Annotated in this window: 17 protein-coding genes; 8 read left to right on the forward strand and 9 right to left on the reverse strand. The window is 66.1% G+C overall.

The window, feature by feature from the left end:
- Positions 1–40: 40 nt before the first annotated feature.
- The 3 genes from DZC52_RS00935 (at position 41) to dnaE (ending at position 8,069) form a co-directional block, all read left to right on the forward strand.
- Complete coding sequence (locus DZC52_RS00935; RefSeq protein WP_116649246.1) at positions 41–2,725, forward strand: DUF349 domain-containing protein; 2,685 nt, start codon at positions 41–43, stop codon at positions 2,723–2,725.
- Positions 2,722–4,374: a Na+/H+ antiporter NhaC family protein gene (locus DZC52_RS00940; protein ID WP_116649247.1), complete on the forward strand. Its 1,653-nt coding sequence runs from the start codon at positions 2,722–2,724 to the stop codon at positions 4,372–4,374. Before DZC52_RS00935 ends, DZC52_RS00940 begins: the two co-directional genes overlap by 4 nt.
- A gap of 200 nt (positions 4,375–4,574) precedes the next feature.
- Positions 4,575–8,069 carry a DNA polymerase III subunit alpha gene (gene dnaE / locus DZC52_RS00945; protein WP_116649248.1) on the forward strand — a complete coding sequence of 1,165 codons (3,495 nt, stop codon included), beginning with the start codon at positions 4,575–4,577 and terminating at the stop codon, positions 8,067–8,069.
- 61 nt (positions 8,070–8,130) lie between these two features.
- On the opposite strand, the gene DZC52_RS00950 is transcribed toward dnaE, so the two are convergent.
- The 8 genes from DZC52_RS00950 to radA form a co-directional block, all read right to left on the reverse strand.
- Positions 8,131–9,054, reverse strand: coding sequence for a hypothetical protein (locus DZC52_RS00950; protein ID WP_116649249.1), 924 nt, complete (start codon positions 9,052–9,054; stop codon positions 8,131–8,133).
- 124 nt (positions 9,055–9,178) lie between these two features.
- Positions 9,179–9,916: an S-methyl-5'-thioinosine phosphorylase gene (locus tag DZC52_RS00955; RefSeq protein WP_116649250.1), complete on the reverse strand. Its 738-nt coding sequence runs from the start codon at positions 9,914–9,916 to the stop codon at positions 9,179–9,181.
- Positions 9,913–10,467, reverse strand: coding sequence for a phosphoribosyltransferase family protein (locus DZC52_RS00960; RefSeq protein WP_181918703.1), 555 nt, complete (start codon positions 10,465–10,467; stop codon positions 9,913–9,915). The genes DZC52_RS00955 and DZC52_RS00960 overlap by 4 nt, the downstream gene beginning before the upstream one ends.
- Positions 10,460–11,755, reverse strand: a complete 1,296-nt coding sequence (locus DZC52_RS00965; RefSeq protein ID WP_116649252.1) for a mechanosensitive ion channel family protein — start codon at positions 11,753–11,755, stop codon at positions 10,460–10,462. Before DZC52_RS00965 ends, DZC52_RS00960 begins: the two co-directional genes overlap by 8 nt.
- Positions 11,756–11,768: 13 nt before the next feature.
- Entirely contained in the window at positions 11,769–12,785 is a 1,017-nt protein-coding gene (gene nagZ / locus DZC52_RS00970; protein ID WP_220338233.1) for a beta-N-acetylhexosaminidase, read from the reverse strand.
- Positions 12,782–14,107 (reverse strand): 23S rRNA (uracil(1939)-C(5))-methyltransferase RlmD, encoded by a 1,326-nt coding sequence (rlmD, locus tag DZC52_RS00975; RefSeq protein WP_116649253.1) that lies wholly within the window; start codon positions 14,105–14,107, stop codon positions 12,782–12,784. The genes nagZ and rlmD overlap by 4 nt, the downstream gene beginning before the upstream one ends.
- A 122-nt stretch (positions 14,108–14,229) precedes the next feature.
- Positions 14,230–14,811 (reverse strand): YdbL family probable chaperone protein, encoded by a 582-nt coding sequence (locus DZC52_RS00980; RefSeq protein WP_116649254.1) that lies wholly within the window; start codon positions 14,809–14,811, stop codon positions 14,230–14,232.
- 89 nt (positions 14,812–14,900) lie between these two features.
- Positions 14,901–16,268, reverse strand: a complete 1,368-nt coding sequence (radA, locus tag DZC52_RS00985) for a DNA repair protein RadA (RefSeq protein WP_116649255.1) — start codon at positions 16,266–16,268, stop codon at positions 14,901–14,903.
- Between the two features lie 344 nt (positions 16,269–16,612).
- On the opposite strand from radA, the gene pspF reads away from it, so the two are divergent.
- The gene (gene pspF, locus DZC52_RS00990) at positions 16,613–17,632 is read left to right on the forward strand and encodes a phage shock protein operon transcriptional activator (RefSeq protein WP_116649256.1); all 1,020 of its coding nucleotides are present in this window, start codon (positions 16,613–16,615) and stop codon (positions 17,630–17,632) included.
- Here pspF and DZC52_RS00995 read toward each other — a convergent pair.
- Positions 17,620–18,804: a GGDEF domain-containing protein gene (locus DZC52_RS00995; RefSeq protein ID WP_116649257.1), complete on the reverse strand. Its 1,185-nt coding sequence runs from the start codon at positions 18,802–18,804 to the stop codon at positions 17,620–17,622. The genes pspF and DZC52_RS00995 overlap by 13 nt on opposite strands.
- A gap of 71 nt (positions 18,805–18,875) precedes the next feature.
- Here DZC52_RS00995 and DZC52_RS01000 point away from each other — a divergent pair, with 71 nt between their 5' ends.
- The 4 genes from DZC52_RS01000 (at position 18,876) to DZC52_RS01015 (ending at position 22,673) form a co-directional block, all read left to right on the forward strand.
- Positions 18,876–19,658 carry an SIR2 family NAD-dependent protein deacylase gene (locus DZC52_RS01000; RefSeq protein WP_116649258.1) on the forward strand — a complete coding sequence of 261 codons (783 nt, stop codon included), beginning with the start codon at positions 18,876–18,878 and terminating at the stop codon, positions 19,656–19,658.
- Between the two features lie 58 nt (positions 19,659–19,716).
- Positions 19,717–20,763: an L-threonine 3-dehydrogenase gene (tdh, locus tag DZC52_RS01005; RefSeq protein WP_181918704.1), complete on the forward strand. Its 1,047-nt coding sequence runs from the start codon at positions 19,717–19,719 to the stop codon at positions 20,761–20,763.
- A gap of 232 nt (positions 20,764–20,995) precedes the next feature.
- A complete protein-coding gene (gene kbl / locus DZC52_RS01010; RefSeq protein WP_116649259.1) occupies positions 20,996–22,189 on the forward strand; it encodes a glycine C-acetyltransferase in 1,194 nt (397 codons plus the stop codon).
- Between the two features lies 1 nt (position 22,190).
- Positions 22,191–22,673 (forward strand): potassium channel family protein, encoded by a 483-nt coding sequence (locus DZC52_RS01015; protein ID WP_220338234.1) that lies wholly within the window; start codon positions 22,191–22,193, stop codon positions 22,671–22,673.
- The last annotated feature ends 17 nt before the right edge of the window (positions 22,674–22,690 follow it).

Here is a 22,690-nt window from a genome sequence, read left to right on the forward strand (position 1 = left end):
TCCCTATAATAGAAACGAGCAAGCAGCGGCAAGAGCAGACATGAGCATCAAGGCGAGACTTTTCGGCAAGCCCTGGCAGCAGAAGGATCCGGCAACCCGGGCACGCGCCGTCGCCAAAAGCGACGATCAGCAGCTGCGGCAGGAATTGGCGCGGATCGCCGAGCACGACGACTCCGCGACGGTTCGACTCGCCGCCCTGCAGCGCATCAACACCGAGCCCTTCTGGCTCGACGCCCGCCTCCGCGAAACCGACAGCGCCATCCTACAAGCGGCCGACGCCTTTCTGGTCAAAGCCGTCATGCAGCGCCCCGACGAACAGCTTCTCAAGGAACGCCTGGAGTGGTTCCGCCGCTTCCACGACGAGCAATTCGTCCGCCGCGCCGCCAGCCGCGCCCCCGATCGCGCCTTGCGCGCCGAGGCCCTGACGCGGATCGAATCCCCGGGCTTCCTGGGCGATCGCGCGATCGAGGAGCCAGACGAGGATATTGCGCTGACACTGATCGGCCGAATTGACCAGGCATCGACGCTCGAACGGATTGCCGGCGCCCTGAAGCGCAAGAGCAAGCGGCGCGCACGCGCCGTCGTAACGCGCCTCCATGAAATCCAGGCCGCCAGCGGCGCTTACGATGCGGCGGCGGAATCCGCCTCCCGCCTGGTCGAACGCGCCGAGCGCCTGGCCCGGGGACAGTTCGATGGCGACCGCCGCCGGGAACTGGCCGAGCTCGAGAGCCTGTGGCGCGACGTCGAGTCGCCGCCCGAGTCGCTCGACCGCAGGTTTGGCGGCGCCCTGGAGATCGTGCGCCGGTCGCTCGAACCCCGGACCCGGCCGGCAGCGCCCGACGCGGACGCAGAGACGACCGCCGAGGCTGCGCCCGCGGATGCCCCCCTGGCCAGGGCGGTGGAGCGGATCGAAGCGATCAAGTCCATCGACTCACTGGCCCCGGAGCGCGCCGGCGAGCTGCTGGGCGAGTTCGACCGGGCCTGGCAGGGGCTCGAAGAACCCCGGGCTTCCGACGAGGCCCTCCGCGAACGGGCCCTGCCCGTTCTCAAGGAACTGCAGAAGCGCCGTCAGCAAGCGAGCGGCAGCAACAAGCCGGCAGCACCCCCCCGTGAGCCCTCCGACACGACCGACTGGCAGGCGGAGCTCGATGCCGTGGCACGGCGCCTCGAGGCGGGCGAAATCGTGAAGGCCCAGGAGGGATTGCGCGAACTGCGCAGCCGCCTCGACCGGCTCAAACCCCGCCAGCGTCCCCGCGACGCGAGCGGACGCCTGGGGCGCCTGGAAGGCCGCCTGCGCGAGATGCGAAACTGGGAGCATTGGTCGAACAACAAACACCGAGACGAACTGATCGAACGCGTGGAGCAACTGGCCGGCTCCGAGCAGCACCCGGACGCCATCTCGGCGGCACTGAAGGAAGCCCGGCGGGAATGGCAGCATCTCGAGAACCTGGAAGTCCTGCCGGGCGACAAGCGGCAACACGCCGCACCCGCCGGCCAGTGGCGTCGCTTCCAGGCAGCCTGCAAGAGTGCCTTCGAACAGGCCCAGCCCTTCTTCGAGAAACGTCACGAAGTCCAGGCGGAGAACCTCGAGCAACTGGACGCATTCCTGGAGCGCGGACAGGCTCTTGCCGCCGACCAGGACAGCGATATCGAGACACTCAAGCAGTTCTCGAAAAGCGCGCGCCTGGCCATCCGCCGTCTCGACGATCTGCCGCCGAAAGCCCGCGGCAAGTCGGCCGCACGCTTGCGCGAGCTGCTGGATTCGCTTTCCAAACGAATTGATGCGTCCTTCGAATCCGTCGAGAACGCCAAGCGGCGCCTGATTCGAGAGGCGCAAGCGCTCGAACACGAACCCGACCTGAAGTCGGCGATCGAGAAGGCCAAGGCGCTTCAGGCCCGGTGGAAGGAGACGGGTACGGGCCGGCGGCGCATCGACCAGCAACTCTGGAAGGAATTCCGGGCGCCCATCGACCCGCTGTTCGAAAAGCTGCGCGGTGAGCACGACCAGCGACGCGAGGAACAGGAAGCCGAAGTCGCCGCCCTGCGCGAGTTGGCCGAGCAGGCCGAAGAACTGGCCAAGTGTGAAGACGCCGAGCTGGATCAGGCCGACGGTCGCATGAAGGCGCTTCGCGCTGAGTGGCAGTCGGCAGGCCGGCGCCCCGTGAAGCTGGCGGAGCGCTTCGAGAAGGCAGAACGCACACTGCAGGAACGCCTCAAGAACCGGCGCATCAAGGAACGCCGAAAGGCCCTGGAACAGCTCGACGAACTGGCCGCGAGCGTGCAGTCCGCCTGGCAGACCCGCCTGGGGGGCAGCAAGCCCGAGCTGGAAATCTCCGCACCCGATGGTGGAAGCGACGATCCCATCATGGCGTCACTGCTGGCTGCGGCCCGAACCGTCGCCGACGATGACGTCGACAAGGATACGCTCGCCCGGCAGGTGGCCGACAATGGCGACCGTGCACGGCAGGTGGTCGTCGAAATGGAGTTTCTCGCCGGCCTCGACTCTCCAGCCGAAGACCGCCAGGCACGCATGAATTTCCAGGTCGAACGACTGGCGCAACGCATGTCCGAACGCGGCGAGTCGCCCGGGCTTGCCGACGAGCTGGCGAGCCTGCGCAAGCGCTGGTACGCCAGTTTCCCGCAGCCGCTCGACCAGCACGAGGACATGGCAAAGCGCTTTCGGAAGTGCCAGAATGTGCTCGAGTCGATGTCGGGTACAGAATGAATAACAAGATCATCCCCGCACTGCGCGGCATCGCGCTGTGCGCAGCCCTGCTTGCCAGTCCCGCCCTGTTCGCCGCCGAAGACGCCAGCCACTACGGCTGGGTTTCGGTGCTGCCGCCGCTGCTGGCCATTGCGCTGGCACTGCTCCTGCGACAGGTCGTACCCGCCCTGTTCGTGGGCATCTGGATCGGTGCCTGGGCGCTCAACGACTTCTCCCTGATCGGGCTCTGGACCGGTCTGCTCGAGACCTTCGAAGTCCATATCGTCGATGCCCTGGCCAACCGCGACCACGCCGCGGTGATCCTGTTTTCCATGATGGTCGGCGGCCTGGTCGGGATCATCTCCAAGAACGGCGGCCTGCTCGGAGTGGTCGAGCGAATCGTCGGTTTCGCCGATTCGGCCCGGCGAGCCAGCCTTGCCACCGTGGCGATGGGCCTGGCCATCTTCTTCGACGACTACGCCAACACACTGGTCGTCGGCAACACCATGCGACCGGTCACCGACCGCATGCAGATCTCGAGAGAGAAACTCGCCTACCTGGTCGACTCCACGGCCGCGCCCATCGCCTGCCTCGCGCTCGTGACCACCTGGATCGGCTACGAAGTCGGCCTGATCCGCAGTTCGATCGAGAACATCGCCGGCCTGGACGCCAACGCGTATTTCGTCTTCCTCAACTCGATCGCCTACAGTTTCTACCCGCTGTTCGCGCTGGTGCTGGTGTTCGCTATCGTCCTGTCCGGTCGCGACTTCGGACCGATGCACGCGGCCGAGCGTCGCGCTCGGCAGGAGGGTCGCGTCGCGCCGGAGGCCGTCAGCACGGCACTCGTCGACGACGACATGCAACAAGTGCAGCCGGCCGAGGGAACGCGCTGCCTGGCGCGCAACGCCGTCATCCCCGTCGCAGTGCTGATCGTGTCGGTGATCGCCGGGCTGTTCGCCAGCGGCGAGGGCGACACGCTGCAGGAAATCATCGGCAGCGCGGATGCCTACAAGTCGCTCCTGTGGGGGTCGCTGCTGGGGGTTCTCGCAGCCGCCCTGATGTCGGTTCTGCACCGCAGCCTTTCCATGGCGGAGATCATGTCGGCCTGGTTCACCGGCGTGCGCAGCATGCTGCTGGCCGTCGTCATCCTGGTGCTGGCCTGGGCCCTGTCGGGCATGACCGGCGAGCTGGGCACCGCGGGATTCCTGGCCGAACTCCTGGGCGAACGCCTCCACCCCGGCCTGCTGCCGTCTCTGGTCTTCGTGCTCGCCGCCGGCACCGCCTTCGCCACCGGCTCGAGCTGGGGCACCATGGGCATTCTCCTGCCCCTCATGCTGCCGCTTTCCTGGGTGCTGATGACCGCCAACGGAATGGCCGGCGCCGAGCACATGCCGATTCTCTACGGCACGGTCGCCGCCGTACTCGGCGGCGCGGTCTGGGGCGACCACTGCTCCCCCATCTCCGACACGACCATCCTGTCGTCCATGGCCAGCCAGTGCGACCACATCGAGCACGTCCGCACCCAGCTGCCCTACGCCCTGTTCGCCGGAATCATCGCCATCGTGCTGGGCACCCTGCCCGCCGGCTTCGGCGTGCCCTGGTGGATGTGCCTGCCCGTGGGGGCCATCGCGCTGGTCCTGGGGGTTCGTATGATGGGGCGGAAGATCTAGGAGGGTTTCAGGGTTCAGGGTTTCAGGTTTCAGGCGGCAACCGCGGCGGAATGCGGGGCGGCTAGGCCGCGATGGGTCGACGGCATCCCGGAACCCGGAACCCGGAACCCGGAACCCGGAACCCGGAACCCGGAAACCCGGAAACCCTGAAACCTGAAACCCGAAACCTAGCCCCGGGCTCCCCCGCTTATAATCCCCCCATGCCCGACGAAGTCGCCAAGACCCCACCCCAGTCTCCCTTCGTCCACCTGCGACTGCACACCGAGTACTCCCTCGAGGACGGCATGGTGCGCATCGGCGAGCTGATTGACCGGGCGGTCGAGCTGGGCATGCCCGCGGTGGCGATGACCGACTGGCACAACCTGTTCGGCCTGGTCAAGTTCTACCGCAAGGCGATGGCCAAAGGCATCAAGCCGATCGTCGGGGCCGACGTGCGCGTCCAGGATCCGGCCGACGCCGAGCAGTTCGGCGTCGTCACCCTGCTGGTGCAGGACCGCGGCGGCTATCTCAACCTCTGCCGCATCCTTTCGCGAAGCTTCCTGGAAGGTCGTTTCAGGGGCCAGCCGAGGGTTCACCCGGCCTGGCTGCGCGGCCACACCGACGGCCTGATCGCCCTGCTGGGCCGCCAATCCAACGTCGGCGAGGCCTTGTCCAACGGTCGCCGCAACCTGGCGCGAAACCGCCTGGAGGACTGGGAGGCTCACTTCCCCGACCGTCTCTACCTGACCCTGGAGCGCATGGGTCGAGAAGACGAGCGCGTGATCGAGTCCGGGCTGCTCGACCTGGCCGTCCAGCGCCAGTGCCCCGTCGTGGCCAGCAACGACGTGCGCTTCCTGACCCGGGACGATTTCTTCGCGCACGAGGCGCGCGTGTGCATCCACCAGAGCCGGCTGCTCGACGACAAGCGCCGCCCGCGCGAATACGTCGACGAGCAATACCTCAAGAGCGGCGAGGAAATGGCCGAACGATTCGCCGACCTGCCGGTGGCGATCGAGAATACGCTCCACCTGGCCCGCCGCTGCAATCTCGAGCTGCGGCTTGGAGAGTACTTCCTGCCGGCTTTTCCGGTGCCGGAAGGCGAAACCGAGGACGACTTCGTCCGGCGCAAGGCCGCCGAGGGACTCGACAAGCGCCTGGAGCGCCACGGCCTGGCCGAAGGCGTGGAGCGTGCCGACTACGATCAGCGTCTCGAGCGCGAACTGGAAGTCATCGTCTCGATGGGGTTCTCGGGCTACTTCCTGATCGTGGCCGACTTCATCGCCTGGGCGCGCAACAACGGTGTCCCGGTCGGTCCGGGCCGCGGGTCCGGCGCGGGCTCGGTCGTGGCTTGGTGCCTGGGAATTACCGACGTGGATCCAATACGTTACGAGCTTCTGTTCGAGCGTTTTCTCAACCCAGAACGCGTCTCCATGCCCGACTTCGACGTCGACTTCTGCGTCGAGGGCCGCGACCGGGTGATCGAGTACGTGGCACAGCGCTACGGCCGCGACCAGGTCTCCCAGATCATCACTTACGGCACCATGGCGGCCAAGGCCGTGGTGCGCGACTGCGGCCGCGTGCTCGGGTACAACTACGGCTTCGTCGATTCCATCGCCAAGCTGATTCCGAACCAGCTCGACATGACGCTCGGCAAGGCGCTGGAAGATGAGCCCGAACTCAAGGCGCGCTACGAAAAGGAGGACGACACCCGCTCGATCCTCGACCTGGCCCGCTCGCTCGAGGGCCTGGCGCGCAACGCAGGCAAGCATGCCGGCGGCCTGGTCATCGCGCCCGGTCCACTGACGGACTACACCCCGCTATACACCGAGCCGGACGGGCACTCGGTGCTGACCCAGTTCGACAAGAACGACGTCGAGGAGGTCGGGCTGGTCAAGTTCGACTTCCTGGGTCTGCGCAACCTCACGATCATCGACTGGGCGCTCAGGGCCGTGAACGAATCGCGCCGCAAGGCCGGCGAGGCACCGGTCGATCTCGACGACGTGCCACTAGACGACGGCAAGTCCTTCGAGCTGCTGAGGGCCGCGCACACGACCGCCGTCTTCCAGCTCGAGTCCCCGGGCATGAAGGAAATGCTGCGCAAGCTCAAGCCCGACAGCTTCGACGACATCGTCGCCGCCGTGGCGCTCTACCGTCCCGGGCCGCTGGATGCCGGCATGGTCGACGAATACATCGACCGCAAACACGGCAAGGCGCCGGTGCGCTACCCGCACCCGAGGTCCGAGCCCATTCTCAAGCCGACCTACGGCGTGATCCTCTACCAGGAGCAGGTCATGCAGATCGCCCAGGAACTGGCCGGCTACAGCCTCGGCGGCGCCGACCTGCTGCGCCGCGCCATGGGCAAGAAGAAGGTCGAGGAAATGGAGCGCCAGCGCGAGCTGTTCGTCTCCGGCGCGGCCGACAAGGGCATCGACGAGGACCAGGCGCAATCCATCTTCAACCTGATGGAGACCTTCGCCCGCTACGGCTTCAACAAGTCGCACTCGGTCGCCTATGCTCTGGTGGCTTATCACACCGCCTGGCTGAAGGCCCACTACCCGGCGGAATTCATGGCCGCCGTTCTTTCGGCCGATCTCGACAAGACCGACAAGATCGCCAACCTGATCGAGGACTGCCGGCTGATGGGCCTCGAGATCCTCCCGCCCGACGTCAACCGCTCCGCCTACCGTTTCGAGGTCGAGGACGGTGCCATCCGCTACGGGCTCGGTGCGCTCAAGGGCGTGGGACGCGGTGCCGTGGAGAACCTGGTGGCTGTGCGCGAGCGATGCGGGGAATTCACCTCGCTGGCGCACATGTGCCGCGAAGTCGATCTCTCGCGCCTCAATCGACGAACGCTCGAAACCCTGGTCCGTTCGGGCGCCGCCGACAGCCTGAATCACAACCGCGCCGCCCTGATGCAAGGCCTGCCCGACATTCTGACCGAGGCCGAGCGCTTCCAGGCTGACCGGGAGGCCGGTCAGTCGAGCCTGTTCGGTGGCGGCTCTTCCGCCGGCGCAAGCACTCCCGAGGAGCGCCCGCTTCCCGACGTTCGCGACTGGACGCTTCGGCAGCGGCTGCGCGCGGAAAAGGAAACCCTGGGGCTGTATCTTTCCGGCCACCCGATGGACGAGCTGCGCGACGAACTCGCCGACACCACGACGACCACGCTCGACAGGATCGAGGCCCTGCTGGGCAAGGGCGGCGGCGACGGCGGACGCCGCGGCCAGGGCAAGCCCATGACCCTGGCCGGCCTGATCGCCGCCATTCGCCGGCGGCCCGGCAAGGGCGCTTTCATCGCGCTCGACGACGGCACGGCGCGCCTGGAAGTGGCCGTCTTCGACCGCCTGTTCCAGCAGGTCTCGGATCGCCTGGTCGCCGACGAGATCGTCGTGGTCAAGGGACGGGTCGAGATCGACCGCTTCCGGGGCGGTTTCCGGATGGTGGCCGAGGAGGTCATGAGCGTCGACGAGGCGCGCTCGCAGTTCGCCCGGCGCGTGGAGGTCGAGATCAGCAAGCCGCCGGAAACGCTGGAACACGACCTGGCCGCGGCCCTGCAGCCCTACCGGCCGGGGCGAACGCCGGTGGTCATCCAGTACCGCAACCAGTCGGCCCGGGCCGTTCTCCACCTGGGATCGAGTTGGCGCGTGACGCCGTCTACCGAATTACTCGCCGCGCTGGGTGGCGTGACGGGGATCGGGGAAGTGAGGCTGAAGTACTAGAGAACCTCAATCCAGAGGCCGCCTGTCCCGGCGACTCCGGCTCGCCCGAGCCGAAACCCGCTCAGAATCCTGCCGCTTGCTGTGCTCGATTGACCAGGAGACGTCCGGTCGTGTAGCAGGCGTTGAGGAAAGCGGCGATGTTCTCCGGTGACTCGCCAGACTGGCGATGCAGCTCGTCGATGCCCAACGGCGCCCGGATGAGGATGCGCGCCAGTTGGGCGTAGCGTTCGTTCTTCATCGCCTCGCTCGGGGCCTGGGTCAGCATGAACTGAACATCGCCGAGCAGGTCCGGGTGCAGCCGGCCGCGGGACTGCGCCAGCCCGGCAAACCACTTCAGTTCGCTCAGCGGCCGGCGCACCACGTTCTCGACCTCGTCGACGAGATCAGCGCTGGAGACGGGCTTGCCGGCGGAGGCCGGCAGCGGACGAGCGAAGGTCTGGGGCTTCATGTCGCCGATGGAACCGTCGTAGAACCAGCTTCCGGAACCCGGATCGATGACCAGGCGCGGCCAGTCGGACAGTTCCAGCACGACCGGGCTGTTCCAGGTCTGCCGGCGGAGATGTTCGGCCAGCGTGGCGTATTCGGGATCGTCCGACTGCTCCAGCCCCAGCCACTCCGGGGTGCCGCCGCGATCGGGTTCCTCGATGCGTTGCGAGCCGGGCGCCGGCACGTCCTCGGCGCTGACCCGCTCTAGCAGGTCAAGGAATTCGCGCGAACGAAGCGGCTTGTGAAGCACGTGTGTGGCGGCGAATTCGCGACGCCGCGTCAGGGCGATCGGGTTGTGGCCGGCCTCTCGCAATTCGAGCCAGCGCGACTCGCCCTCTTCCGAGTCGACATCGATGATCGTGACGTCGCCACCGGGCTCTTCCATCACCTGCCAGGTCCCCCCACCATTGCGCACACCCGCCAGGTTCAGCAGCGACCGCATCACGGTGCGCTCCTTCTGGCCGGTTTCGAGTACTGAAAGGGTTGGGGTTTCGGGCATGCCGTGATCCTCGCTGGCTGGTTCGGCAATGCTTAAAGGATAAGACGGCGCGGCCAGAAACCCAAGAAGAATCAGGGAGAAACCGATCACAGTTTGGCCGCGGCAACCCAGCGGCGGCCGGCGATCAGCCTTCTTTCGGGCGCTCGAAGGCCGCCAGAATCGAGCGCACCCGACCCATCGCGCCGGCAAGCACCTCGTGGATCGCCTCTTCGGAAATGGGCTCCTCGTCCAGGCCGGCGGCGGCGTTGGCCACCACACAGAGGCTGGCGTAGTCCATGCCGGCTTCGCGCGCGAGCGACGCTTCCGGCATGGTGGTCATGCCCACCAGGCTGGCGCCGTCGCGCGCCATTCGGCGCACTTCGGCCGCCGTTTCGAGACGGGGACCCTGGGTGACGGCCACGCAGCCGCCGTCGGCACAGGACACTCCGGCGCGCTCGGCGGCGGCCAGCAGGGCCGCACGGGTGGGTCCGGCAAAGGGTTCGGCGAACTCGATGTGCCTGAGGGGGCTGATGTCGTCGTCGCTGAAGCTGTGAGCGCGTCCCCAGGTGTAGTCGATGAGCTGGTCGGGGACGACCAGGGCGCCGGGACCCGCATTCGAGTCCATGCTGCCCACGGCGTTGATGGCGATGATGCGCTCGACGCCGACGCGATGCAAGGCATCGATGTTGGCGCGGTAGTTGACCCGGTGCGGGGGCAAGCGGTGAGGCCGGCCGTGGCGGGCAAGAAACCAGCCGTCCAGGCCGCCGACGCGGATGCCAGCCAGCGCCGCGGAAGGACGACCATAGGGCGTATCCACCCGCCTTTCCTCGCGCACGTCGAACAGGTCGAGCGCCCCGGTGCCACCGATGATCGCCAGGCTCATCGCGGCAAGGCCCAGATGCCGTCGAGCTGGCGCCACAGCCCCTGATAGTCCATGCCGCAGCCGAATACGTAGCGATCCGGCACCTCGAGCGCATGATCGTCCACCCAGTCTCGATCAAGGCCGCGATCATGATGCTTGCGTACGAGGACAACGGTCGTGACCCGGTGAACGCCCTGCTGCCGCAATCGGTCGGCGACGGCGGCCATGGTGTAGCCTTCGTCGAAGATGTCGTCGACCAGAACGACATGGTCACCCGGGGAAAAATCCTCAGGCCAGTGCGCCCAGTGAATCTCACCGCCGCTGGTGGCCTCCCGGTAGCGGGTGGCGTGGACGTAGTCCAGTCGCAGGGCGTTGTCCAGGCGGCGGGCCAACTCGATGGCCGGGTACATGCCGCCCTTCATCAAGGCAACGATCGAGAGCACCTCGTCGCGGCCCGCGATGCGGCCCAGGCGCTCGGCCTGGGCGTCGAGCGCGTCACCCACCTCTTCCGCCGAGAACAGGCACTCGGCGCCCTGAGGCCAGTGCGGGTTGTCCGTCATCGAATCAGGCATCGTCTTCACTGTCTCCACCGACATCGCCTCCACGGGGCTCACGCGTGTCCCGTCCTTCGTCCGTCTTCACCCGCTTGCCTACCTTGCCGCTCCGGTCCGCCGGACCGGAGGACGAAGTCTCCTCGCCCGAATGATCCCCGCCGTCGTCGCGGCCGCCGCGCGAGCGCCGATCGGTCAGGATGCTTTCGCGAACCTCGTCGGCCAACTCCTCGGCCATGTCGACCTTGAGCGTGCGCGTCGGGAAGGCGATTTCTGCACCGTGCGATTCGATGATCTCTCCCACACCCATCAGCACGTCCTCGCGCACCTCGTGGTATTCGGTCCAGACCACCGTCTTGGTAAAGCAGTAGATCATGATGTCGAGAGAACTCGCCCCGAAGCGATCGAAGTGCACCATGGTGGTCTGGGTGGTATCGAGCGCATCGTGATTCATCACGTAATGGCGGATATCCTCGACGACCTTGCGCAGCACGCCGAAGTCGTCGTAGCGCACACCGATGTGCTCGGCGATTCGCCGGTGGCTCATGCGCGAGGGGTTTTCCAGCGTGACCGTGGTGAAAGTCGCATTGGGCACGTACATGGGGCGCTTGTCGAACTTGCGGATGGTGGTAATGCGCCAATCGATCTTCTCGACCACGCCCTCGATCTCGCGGTCGGGCGAACGGACCCAGTCACCGACCGAGAACGGTCGGTCCATGAATACGGTGAAACCGCCGAAGAAATTGGCAAGCAGGTCGCGCGCAGCCAGGCCGACAGCGATACCACCGACACCGCCGGCGGCCAGAAAGCCGGAGATCGGAATCTCGAGGATGCTCAGACCGGTGAGCACGCCGGTGAGCACGAAGGCAATGCGCACGATACGACCCAGCACGGTCACCGTGGTGATGTCGACATGCTGGTCGCGCTTGCGACGCTCTTCCACGAAGGCCTTTTCGAAACCGGAAGTCAGGCGGAAGAAGAACCAGGTTGCGGCCACGACCAGACCCAGCTGCTGACCCATATCGAGCCATGTCGGGTCGAAGGCAAACATGTCGGTATTGGGCGCGATGATGCGGGCGGCGATAATCACGCCCTGCCACCAGATCAGCAGCGACACCGGGCGCTTGCCCGCGTAGACCACCGCGTCGTCCCACATGTGGCCGCTCTTGCCGGCCAGGCGATCCAGGCGACTGATGAAGATGCGATAGATCAGCTCGAGCAGCAGCGCGCCGAGAATCACCGCGAAAGCCTTGAACGCCCAGGCGGGAATTCCAGCGAAGCCGTCCAGCGATTCGATCAGTTCCTGCATGTCGGTCCTCTTGTCAGGTCAGGGCCCGCAAGGAATCGCGCCAGGCGCGAAACTCGGGCACCAGCAGTTGTTCCTCCAGAGCGGCCATCGCGCGGCCGTACAGGCCTTCGAGTGTTCCGGCCGACGGCAGGCGCCAGGCCCGCTCTTGAGCGAGCAGGGAGCGCGCCGATTCGGGCCGGCACACCAGCACGGCATCGCAGCCGGCATCCAGCGATCTCGAAACACGCTCGGAAAGCGAGCCGGCCGGCCCGGCGCCCGCCATGTCCAGATCATCGGAGATCACCACGCCGTCGAACCCCAGCCGCTGCCTCAGGGTATCGACCACCCAGGCGCGCGAATAGCCGGCGGGTTCCGGATCACGGGCTGGATAGCAAACGTGCGCCATCATAACGCTGTCGAGCCGGCGAGCAAGCTCCGCGAACGGCACGAGGTCGTCTTCGAGCGCCTCGAGATCGCGACAGTCGACGACGACCTCGTCGTGCGAGTCGGCTTCGACCGAACCGTGTCCGGGAAAGTGCTTGCCGCAACAACGCATGCCGGCGTCCTTCATGCCGGCGATGTAGTGGGCGCCCAGGTCGGCCACTGCCTTCGGGTCGGCACTCATGCCCCGATCAGCGATGACCCGGCTGCCACGGTCGAGGTCGAGAACCGGGGCGAAGCTCAGGTCGACGCCGTGGCCCAGCACTTCCGCGGCCATGACGCGGCCATGGCGATAGGCCAGGTCCCGGGCCCGATCGGGATGCGAGGCATACCATCGCCCCAGCAATCCAAGGGGCGGCAAGGGCGTGAACCCCTCGCGGAAGCGCTGCACCCGACCGCCTTCCTGGTCCACCGCCAGAAGCAATCGCGGCGTGCGCAACCCGCGAATCTCGTCGCTGAGCTCGCGGAGCTGCCGCGGCGATTCGTAATTCCGGGTAAACAGGATCACGCCGCCGACGGCCGGATGGCAGAGCAGGTCCGCGCTCGAGTCGTCCAGCGACGTTCCGTCGATGCCGACGATGAGGGGGCCCAGGGGCTGCTGCAGGCTCATGCGCGCTCGAACAGGGCGATGGATTCCACGTGCGCGGTGTGCGGGAACATGTCCGCAATCCCGGCCCCGACCAGCCGGAAGCCGTGGTTCGAGACCAGTTCACCGGCGTCCCTCGCCAAAGTGCCGGGGTTGCACGACACATAAACGACGCGTTTGGCCCCGGAGCCTGCGATCATCGGCAGGATTTCCAGTGCACCGCTGCGCGGCGGGTCGATGAGCACCCCGTCGAAACCCGCCCGGTACCAGGGCCGCTGCGAGACGTCCTCGGTGAGGTCGGCGACCTCGAGCGTCACGTTGTCCAGGCCGTTGCGCCGCGCGTTGGCCTCGGCGGCTTCGATGAGTTCGGCCGCGCCTTCGACACCGGTGACATGACCGGCGCGCGTGGCCAGGGGCAGCGTGAAATTGCCCAGTCCGCAGAAAAGGTCCAGCACACGATCGTCCGGACCGGGGTCGAGCAATTCCATCGCGCGGGCGACCAGGGCGCGATTGATGGCCCCATTGACCTGGATGAAATGCTGCGGGTGGAAAGCCAGTTCCAGTCCGAAATCATCCAGGCGATACGTCAACTGGTGTTCCTCGGGCCAGAGCCGGTGCACCGTGTCCGGCCCCTTCGGCTGCAGGTAGACGGCGATGCCGTTTTCTTCGGACCAGCGCTTGAGCGACATCACGTCTTCGGCCGTGAGTTCACGCAGGTGACGAATGACGATGGCCGAAGCATCGTCGCCGCTGGCGGTCTCGATCTGCGGCACCGCGTCGTCGACCGAAAGCTGCCCGAGTAATTCGGACAGGCTCTGCAGGCGATCGCTGAAATCCGGGTGCAGGACGCGGCAGTCGCCGACATCGGCGACGAAGCGCCCCTGCGGCTCCCTGAAACCCACCAGTACGCGCCCCTTGCCCTTCACCAGGCGCGCACTCAGCCGGCTGCGGCGCCGGTAGTGCCAGGGTTCGGCCGAAATGGGCGTCCACCAGGATTCCGGTCGGACTTCGCCGATCCGCTCCAGGTTGTCGACCAGGCGCTTGTGCTTCCATTCGACCTGCGCGGCATGATCGAGGTGCTGCAGCGCACAACCCCCGCAGCGATCGAACCAGGGGCAAGCCGGATCGACGCGCTGGGGCGAGGGCTCGATGACTTCCTCGCAGAGCGCCTCGTCGAAGCGGCGATTGCGCCCGATCAGCTTCGCCGAGACGGTCTCACCGGGCAACGCGCCGTGCACGAAAACGGCCTTGTCGCCGTGCCGTCCCACGCCCCGCCCGTCGTGCGAGAGGTCGCTGATTTCGATCGTGATCGGTTCGGTCGGCAACCGACGACGTCTTCTACCCATGAGGATTGGTTCTTTCGTTTTTTGGTTTTTTGGTTGCTCGGGCTGGCCGTGCTTACGGGATTGGACAGGAGGCGAAGGCGCCTGCGCTCACCAAAACACTAAAACACCAAAGCACCAAAACACTATTTCTGCGTCCAGCCGCCGTCGGCTTGCTGGTAATACCAGCCCGAACGGGCATTGGCGATCCACTGCCGGGCGAAGGTCTCGCGGATGTCGTCTTCCCACTCGGGGTGGCCGTTGGCGATCGCGATCTCGCGATAGACCGCATTGCGGTCGGCGTTCTCCTCGTTGACCACGCGCTCTAGATTGCGCCGCTCGGCCAGGCTGACCGCCGAACGGTCGCGAATCTCGACCAGGCCGTCGCGGGCGAAGCCGATGGCCCCGGCGTCGAACCAGGCGGCCAGGTGCTCGCGCTGACGCTGCGCCATGCGCTCCTTGATCGCCTGAATCTGCGGGGTGTTGATGTCGATGTCCGGGCTCTGGGCATGCGCCGTTCCCACCGGGGACAGCGCATGCCACCAGGAGCTGCGCGCCGCCTGCGGCTCGCCGGAGGGCGCGGCAGGCACATCCTCGCCCAGCACGTCCCTGATGAACCGGTCGGCGGCGCGCTCGGCGGCCGCTTCCGGGAAATAGACGTTGATCGTCACGCAGGCGGCCAGCATCATCACGCTGGCGACGGCGGTCATGGAAATGAATCGGTGCATGGTGCCTTCTCCTGGCTGGAATCTCGACGCTGGCAGATTGTCACGCCAAGCCTGAATTCGATCTGAATAGTGTAAGGGATCGCGCGCTTTCAGATCGCGTCCAGGGCCTGCGCGAGCGTTCGGCAGCCCCGGGCCGTGATACGGGCCTTCACGCCCTTGAGGTTGGCGTCGGGCACCAGCGCCTGGTCAAAGCCCTGGCCTGCCGCCTCTCGCAGACGCTCCTCCCCGTTGTAGACCGGCCTGAGCTCGCCGGCCAGGCCGACCTCCCCGAACGCCACCAGCCCCTTGGGCAGGGGCTTCTCGCGCAGCGAGGATTTCAGCGCCAGCGCGATGGCCAGGTCGCTGGCGGTCTCGGAGATCCGCATGCCGCCGGCCACGTTGACGAACACGTCCTGGTCGCCGACGACGATGCCGGCGTGGCGGTTCATCACCGCCAGCAGCATGGCCAGCCGGTTGGGATCGACGCCCACGGCCACACGGCGGGGATTGGACAGGTTCGACGGCGCCACCAGAGCCTGGACTTCGACCATCATCGGACGCGTGCCTTCGCGCGTGACCAGCACGCAGCTGCCCGCTGCAGGCTCTTCCTGGCCGGAGAGAAAGATCGCCGAAGGGTTGGCCACGGCCTTGAGCCCCTTGTCGGTCATGGCGAACACGCCCAGTTCGTTGGCCGCGCCGAAGCGATTCTTCACGGCGCGGACCAGTCGATAGCGGCTGCCGGAATCCGACTCGAAGTAGAGCACGGCATCGACCATGTGCTCGAGCACGCGCGGGCCCGCCAGGGCGCCCTCCTTGGTGACGTGGCCGACCAGGACCACGGCGCAACCGGTCTGCTTGGCGAACTGCACCAGCCGGGCCGCGCATTCGCGCACCTGGGCCACCGCGCCCGGCGCGGACTGCAGCGCTTCGGTCCAGAGCGTCTGGATGGAGTCGACCACCATGAAGGCCGGCCGGCGCTCGGCCGCCGTGGCCAGGATGACTTCCAGGCTGGTTTCGGTCAGGCAGTCCAGGCGCCCGGGATCCAGCCCCAGCCGGCGTGCCCGCATGGCGACCTGCGCCGCGGACTCCTCGCCCGTCACGTACAGGCTGCCGTGACCGGCCGCCAGGGCGTCCTGGGCCTGCAGCAACAGCGTGGACTTGCCGATGCCGGGGTCACCGCCAAGCAGCACCACCGAGCCCGGCACCAGGCCGCCGCCGAGCACGCGGTCGAGCTCGCTCAGCCCCGAGGGCAGTCGGTCGGAAGCCGCCTCGGCGCGCACTTCGGCCAGGTTGCTGACCGTCGCCGATGCCGTCCCGGACCAGTTGCCGCGCCCCTTGGGTCCCTTGCCGGCCGCCGCCGATTCGGCGACGCCTTCTTCCATGGAATTCCACGCCTGGCAGTCCGGGCACTGTCCGGACCACTTGGGAAAGCTCGCGCCGCATTCGCGGCAGGTGTAGGTCGTTTTCGCCTTGGCCATTGGGGGATTGTACGGCGTAGCGTCCGCGTGGGAGGTTTCAGTATTCAGGTTTCAGGTTTCAGGCGGCAACCGAATTCATTGCGGGGCGGCTTTGCCGCGACACTCCCTTGCCCGACTTGAGGGCCGGCTCTTCTTCTAGCACAAAGCAATCGCGGCAAAGCCGCCCACCACACCGTAGCAGCTGTGGACTGCCCCCGAACCCCGAACTCTGAAACCTGAAACCTGAAACCTGAAACCTGAAACCTGAAACCTGAAACCCATAACCTGAAACCTTCGCCCCCCCCAAACGCCGATTGCTGCCGGTAAGATACGCTCAGGGCACAGCATCCAATTCAAGCCAGACCATGAACCGCGTCGAGCAACCCATCATCGGTGAGTCACAGGCCTTCCTGGGCGTGCTCGAGGAAGTCTCGCGCGCGGCCGAGCTCAATCGGCCGGTGCTGATCGTGGGCGAGCGCGGCACGGGCAAGGAGGTGGTCGCCGAGCGCCTCCACTTTCTCTCGCCGCGATGGGATCAGCCGCTGGTCAAGGTCAACTGCGCAGCCATCAGCGAATCGCTTCTCGAGTCCGAGCTCTTCGGCCACGAGGCCGGCGCCTTCACCGATGCCGCCAGGCAGCGCGCCGGTCGCTTCGAGCGTGCCGACGGCGGCACGCTTTTTCTCGACGAACTCGCCAGCACCTCGCTTGCCGTGCAGGAGAAGATCCTGCGCGTGATCGAGTACGGCCAGTTCGAACGACTGGGGTCCACGAGAACTCTGGAGATCGATGTGCGGCTGGTCGGTGCCAGCAACGTCGACCTGCCCGATCTGGCCGCCCAAGGCCGGTTCCGCGCGGACCTGCTCGATCGCCTGGCCTTCGACGTCATCACGCTGCCCCCCTTGCGCGAACGACGCGAGGACATCCTGCCGCTGGCCGAGCATTTCGCGATGCGCATGACCCGGGAACTCGGACGCGAGCTTTTCGCCGGATTCGCCCCGGCCGTCGTGGATGCCATGCTGGCCCACCCCTGGCCCGGCAACGTGCGCGAACTCAAGAACGTCGTCGAGCGGGCGGTCTATCGACTTCCCGAGGCGGACACCCCAGTCGACACGATCGAATTCGACCCCTTCGCTTCGCCCTGGCGCCCCGTGCGTCCTTCGAGCGATGCAGAGGGAATGCCGGATCCCACCGTCGAGCCGATCGATCTGCGCGCCTGGCTCGATGCGCAGGAAAAGCGCCTCACCGAGGCCGCGCTGGCGGCCGCCGGGGGACATCAGGGCAAGGCGGCCGAAAGACTGGGGCTGAGCTACGACCAGTTGCGCGGCATCCTGCGCAAGCACGGTATCGGAGCAAAGGGCGTGCGGACGTCGCCTCATTCCGGCTGATCGGCGACCTCGATCCGATTCCGCCCTCCCCGCTTGGCGGCATAGAGGGCATCGTCGGCGCGCTTGAACAGCTCGTTGAGGGCCTGCATGCCGGGCGTGGACACGGCCGCGCCGATACTGACGCTCAGGGTCAGGTCCCCGGCACTGGTCTGGACTGGAGTCGAATCAACCGCCTCGCGAAGCTTTTCGGCCAGGCGGCCGGCTTGTTCCGACCCGGTGTCCGGCAACAGCACCCCGAATTCCTCGCCGCCTGTTCGGCCGATCAGATCGTCGTCCCGCAACACGCCCCGACAGATCCGGGCGAAGGCCACCAGGGCTTCGTCCCCGGCCGGATGACCGTATTGATCGTTGACAGCCTTGAACTGGTCAAGGTCCATGATCATCAGCGCGAGCCCATTGCTGCCGCGGCTCGCTTCTTCGAACATCGCCCGCCCGCGCTCCAGAAACGCGCGACGCGAGCTCAGCCCCGTAAGCGAGTCGGTACTCACCAGGTGGCGAAGCTCCTCGTCGGCACGCATGCTGCGGATGGCACCGCCGATCGTGCCGGCGGCGATCCGCAGCGCATTGATTTCCGCCTGCTCCCAGTGCCTGCGGCTCGAGCAGTCGTCGAAACCGATCAGACCCCAGAACTCGCCGTCGAGGAAGACAGGAACGATCAGGATAGACAATACCTCCTGGGGCTCAAGCAACTCGCGCTCCAGCGGCGGCATCTCCTCGACCAGCCCGACGACCGGTTCGCGGGCCAGGAATCGGTCGCGCCAGTTGGGGATCAATCGATCGTAGGACATACCCTGCATGCCGGGTTCGTCGATCAGCGCGCGAATGCCGGGCCGACACCATTCGTAGCGCTGGCTGGCGAGGAGTTCGCCGGTCTCCGGATCGCGATGGTTCTCAAACACGTACACCCGGTCAGCGCCCACCGCCTCACCGAGCACCTGCAGGGCCTTTGGCATGACCTGGTCGTTGCCCTCGGCACCGAACAGGATGCGCGCCGCGTGCGCCAGGGCGCTCAGAATGGCGTCTCGGGAATGCCGCTCGCGTTCCTCGCGCTGCCAGCGTTCGGAGCGATCAGAAGCCCGCGGCAATGCCCCTGGAATCGACCGCCCCACAAACAAGCCGATCGCCAGCCCGGCGACCACTCCGATACCGATTTGAGCAAGCCATTGGGTCATGGGCTTAAACCCCGAATTCCGAATGCCGGGGACTGATGTGCAAGAATGATGCCCAATCCGCTGGAGCACCTATGGGCCGGAAAACCTGCCACGATACCGAGAGCATACCCGAGGAACTTCTGGCCTGCCTGTCCGATGCCTCGAAGGTGGTGGTTCTGACCGGCGCGGGCGTCTCCGCCGAATCCGGCATCCCCACCTTCCGCGAGGCGCACACCGGTCTGTGGGCCCGCTACGACCCGATGGAGTTGGCCTCGCCCGCGGCATTCGATCGCGATCCCGCCACGGTCTGGGCCTGGTACCAGTGGCGGCGCGAACTCATCGCCCGCGCGCGACCGAACCCGGGGCACCATGCCCTGGCCCAACTGCAGCACCGGGTTGCAGAGCTCGTCACCATCACGCAGAACGTCGACGGCTTTCACGCCCTGGCGGGGTCGGACGACGTACTCGAACTTCACGGCAACATCCAGCGCAATGTGTGTTCGCGCACCGGCCGCCCCATCGATGCGGCGTGGCTGGAACGTCATTCCGAGCACCAGCCGCCACCGTCGCCCCATCATCAGCAAGGCCTGGCTCGCCCCGACGTCGTCTGGTTCGGCGAGGCGCTCGACGCCGGAGTGATCGAAAAGGCGTTCTCGGCAGCCGAATCTTGCGACGTCGTGATCACGGCGGGCACCAGCGGCGCGGTGCAACCGGCTGCGAGCATCCCCGTCGCCGCCGTGCGGGCCGGCGCCGTGATGATCGACGTCAATCCCGAACCCAACGAACTCAGCCGCTTAGCCCGCTGGCACCTCGCCGGGCCCTCGGCCACCTGGTTGCCGGCGCTCGTGAAGGCGCTGGGCGGACGGCCAGCCTGAGCGGAGCATCGCTTCGGTCGACTATAATGGCGGACTTCACTTCAAGCGGAGTCTCCACATGACGAGCACCATGCGCGCGCTGGTCAAGCCCGAAGCCGCTCCCGGCCTGGAGTTGCGCGAGGTACCCGTGCCGACGCCGGGGCCGAACGAGGTCCTGATCGAACTCGAGAAGACCTCCATTTGCGGCACCGATCTCCACATCTACCAGTGGGACGAGTGGTCCCAGCGAACGATCCGCCCGCCGCTGGTTCTCGGTCATGAGTTCGTCGGCCGCATCAAGGAGCTCGGCTCGAGCGTTCAGGGCTACGAGCAAGGCCAGCGGGTTTCGGCCGAAGGGCATGTGGTCTGCGGGGTATGCCGCAACTGCCGCGCGGGCAAGCCGCATCTGTGCCCCAACACCGAGGGCATCGGCGTCAATCGCGACGGCGGCTTCGCCGAGTATGTCGTAGTGCCCGCCACCAACCTGTGGCCGATCCCGGACGAGATTCCCTCGGAGCTGGCGGCGTTCTTCGACCCCTTCGGCAATGCCGCACACTGCGCACTGCAGTTCGACCTCGTGGGCGAGGACGTGCTCATCACCGGCGCCGGGCCGATCGGCATCATCGCTGCCGGCATCGCCAAGCACGTCGGTGCGCGGCATATCGTCATCAGCGACGTCAACGACTACCGCCTGCAGCTCGCCCGCGACATGGGCGCCACGCGAACCGTAAACGTCAAGGACGAAAGCCTGCTGGACGTGCGCAAGGAGTTGGGCATCGACGGCTTCGACGTGGGCATGGAGATGTCGGGCAACCCGCATGCCTTCGGCGACCTGCTCAAGCTGATGTACAACGGCGGCAAGGTCGCTCTGCTCGGCCTGCTGCCCAAGGACGCCGGCGTCGATTGGGATCAGGTGATCTTCAAGGGTCTCGAGGTCCACGGCATCTATGGCCGGCGCATGTACGAGACCTGGTACAAGATCACCCAGATGGTGCTCACCGGCTTTCCGCTGCACAAGGTACTCACCCACCAGATCGCCATCGACGACTTCGAGACCGGCTTCGAGTTGATGGCCTCGGGCCAGTGCGGCAAGATCGTCTGCGACTGGACCGGCAAGATCGAATAAGTGCGGAGATAGTTCAAGAAGAAAATTAGTCCACAGATGAACACAGATGCACACAGATAAAACCCAAAAGAAAAAGGAAAATGGAAATAAGGGAAAAGGATGGTTCATTGTGTGATTGACCAAGCGCCAAGCAATACTCCATCGCCAGCCAGACTCTCGGTCCGTTTTTGTTTTTCATCTGTGTTTATCTGTGTTCATCTGTGGACACAAAGGTTTTAAAAGGAATCAGGCAATGAGCGACCAAGCGACTCTTCAAAGACTTCGCGACGAGCTGGCCAAAATCAAGGCCGATGGGCTTTACAAGCGCGAGCGGCAGATCACCACGCCGCAGCGCGTGGAGATCGAGACGCTCGAGGGCGGCAAGGTGCTGAACTTCTGCGCCAACAACTACCTGGGCCTGGCCGACCACCCCGACATCATCGCCGCGGCCAAGGCTGCGCTGGACGATCACGGTTTCGGCCTGGCATCGGTGCGCTTCATCTGCGGCACGCAGGACCTGCACAAGCAGCTCGAGAAGACCATCGCCGAGTACTTCGGAAAGGATGACGCGATCCTCTACGCGGCCTGCTTCGACGCCAACGGCGGCCTGTTCGAACCCTTGCTGGGGCCGGAAGACGCGATCATCTCCGACCAGCTCAATCACGCCTCGATCATCGACGGCATCCGCCTGTGCAAGGCCGAGCGCCATCGCTACCCCAACTCGGACATGGACGCGCTCGAGGACATCCTGAAGAAGACCCAGGACAAGCGCACGCGCATGATCGCCACCGACGGGGTGTTCTCGATGGACGGCTTCGTCGCCAAGCTCGACGAGATCACCGCCCTCGCTGAAAAATACGACGCCCTGGTGATGGTCGACGACTGCCACGCCACCGGCTTCTTCGGACCGACCGGCCGGGGTTCGGCCGAGCATCACGGCGTGATGGACAAGGTCGACATCTTCACTTCCACCCTCGGCAAGGCCCTCGGCGGCGGCATGGGCGGCTTCACCGTGGCCAGCCAGCCGGTCATCGACATGCTGCGCCAGCGCTCGCGCCCCTACCTGTTTTCGAACTCCCTGGCACCGCACCTGGTGGCGGCGAGCCTGCGAGTTTTCGAGATGCTGCACGAGTCGAGCGAATTGCGCGACCGCGTGGCGGAAAACACGCGCTTCTTCCGCCAGGCCATGACCGAGGCCGGCTTCGAGCTGCTCCCGGGCGAGCACCCGATCGTTCCGGTCATGCTGCACGACGCGCCGCTGGCCCAGAAGATGGCCGACGAGCTCCTGGAAGAAGGCATCTACGTGATCGGCTTCTTCTACCCCGTCGTGCCGAAAGGCCAGGCCCGTATCCGCACGCAGATCTCGGCCGCACACACCCGCGAACATCTCGAGCAGGCCGTCGACGCTTTCACGCGCGTGGGCAAGCGCCTGGGCTTGATCGACTGATGTGATCTCGCTCGGCAGCGCAGAATGGACCATCGTGCTGACCACCGCGCTGGTGGTCATGCTCGCGGTGGTGCTGCACTTCGAGGTCATTTTCGGACTCAATCGCTGGGGCGCCGGTCGGCGGATTGCCAGCCGGGGGCGCAATCATCACCATCGCCCCACGCTGCTGCTGGTCATGTTCGCCCTGCTACTCGCCCACGTGGCCGAAATCTGGTTGTTCGGCCTGGCCTACAGCGTCCTGCTCTCAGACCCGTCCTATGGCGGGATTGAAGGTTACGAATCGCTCGATTTTCTCGACTGCGTATATTTCTCGGCCACCACCTACACCACGGTGGGCTGGGGAGACCTTTTTGCAACCGGGCCGATTCGCTTTCTGGCCGGCACCGAGGCGCTGGTGGGCTTCATGCTGATCACCTGGTCGGCGTCCTTCGTCTACCTGATTATGGCGCGGACCTGGGGCCAGGAGGACAAGAGCGGGCTCTAAGGCTGCACAACAAAGCC

This window comes from Wenzhouxiangella sediminis (assembly GCF_003410055.1).
Lineage (GTDB): Bacteria > Pseudomonadota > Gammaproteobacteria > Xanthomonadales > Wenzhouxiangellaceae > Wenzhouxiangella > Wenzhouxiangella sediminis.

What these genes read in the sequence shown, in the direction of transcription:
- DZC52_RS00995 (WP_116649257.1), bottom strand. Translation starts at nt 18,804, where the DNA reads ATGACCCAATGGCTTGCTCAAATCGGTATCGGAGTGGTCGCCGGGCTG.
- DZC52_RS00940 (WP_116649247.1), top strand. Translation starts at nt 2,722, where the DNA reads ATGAATAACAAGATCATCCCCGCACTGCGCGGCATCGCGCTGTGCGCA.
- DZC52_RS00960 (WP_181918703.1), bottom strand. Translation starts at nt 10,467, where the DNA reads ATGCCTGATTCGATGACGGACAACCCGCACTGGCCTCAGGGCGCCGAG.
- tdh (WP_181918704.1), top strand. Translation starts at nt 19,717, where the DNA reads ATGACGAGCACCATGCGCGCGCTGGTCAAGCCCGAAGCCGCTCCCGGC.
- DZC52_RS00965 (WP_116649252.1), bottom strand. Translation starts at nt 11,755, where the DNA reads ATGCAGGAACTGATCGAATCGCTGGACGGCTTCGCTGGAATTCCCGCC.
- DZC52_RS00955 (WP_116649250.1), bottom strand. Translation starts at nt 9,916, where the DNA reads ATGAGCCTGGCGATCATCGGTGGCACCGGGGCGCTCGACCTGTTCGAC.
- DZC52_RS00950 (WP_116649249.1), bottom strand. Translation starts at nt 9,054, where the DNA reads ATGCCCGAAACCCCAACCCTTTCAGTACTCGAAACCGGCCAGAAGGAG.
- rlmD (WP_116649253.1), bottom strand. Translation starts at nt 14,107, where the DNA reads ATGGGTAGAAGACGTCGTCGGTTGCCGACCGAACCGATCACGATCGAA.
- DZC52_RS00980 (WP_116649254.1), bottom strand. Translation starts at nt 14,811, where the DNA reads ATGCACCGATTCATTTCCATGACCGCCGTCGCCAGCGTGATGATGCTG.
- DZC52_RS01000 (WP_116649258.1), top strand. Translation starts at nt 18,876, where the DNA reads ATGGGCCGGAAAACCTGCCACGATACCGAGAGCATACCCGAGGAACTT.
- nagZ (WP_220338233.1), bottom strand. Translation starts at nt 12,785, where the DNA reads ATGAGCCTGCAGCAGCCCCTGGGCCCCCTCATCGTCGGCATCGACGGA.
- dnaE (WP_116649248.1), top strand. Translation starts at nt 4,575, where the DNA reads ATGCCCGACGAAGTCGCCAAGACCCCACCCCAGTCTCCCTTCGTCCAC.
- kbl (WP_116649259.1), top strand. Translation starts at nt 20,996, where the DNA reads ATGAGCGACCAAGCGACTCTTCAAAGACTTCGCGACGAGCTGGCCAAA.
- radA (WP_116649255.1), bottom strand. Translation starts at nt 16,268, where the DNA reads ATGGCCAAGGCGAAAACGACCTACACCTGCCGCGAATGCGGCGCGAGC.
- DZC52_RS00935 (WP_116649246.1), top strand. Translation starts at nt 41, where the DNA reads ATGAGCATCAAGGCGAGACTTTTCGGCAAGCCCTGGCAGCAGAAGGAT.
- pspF (WP_116649256.1), top strand. Translation starts at nt 16,613, where the DNA reads ATGAACCGCGTCGAGCAACCCATCATCGGTGAGTCACAGGCCTTCCTG.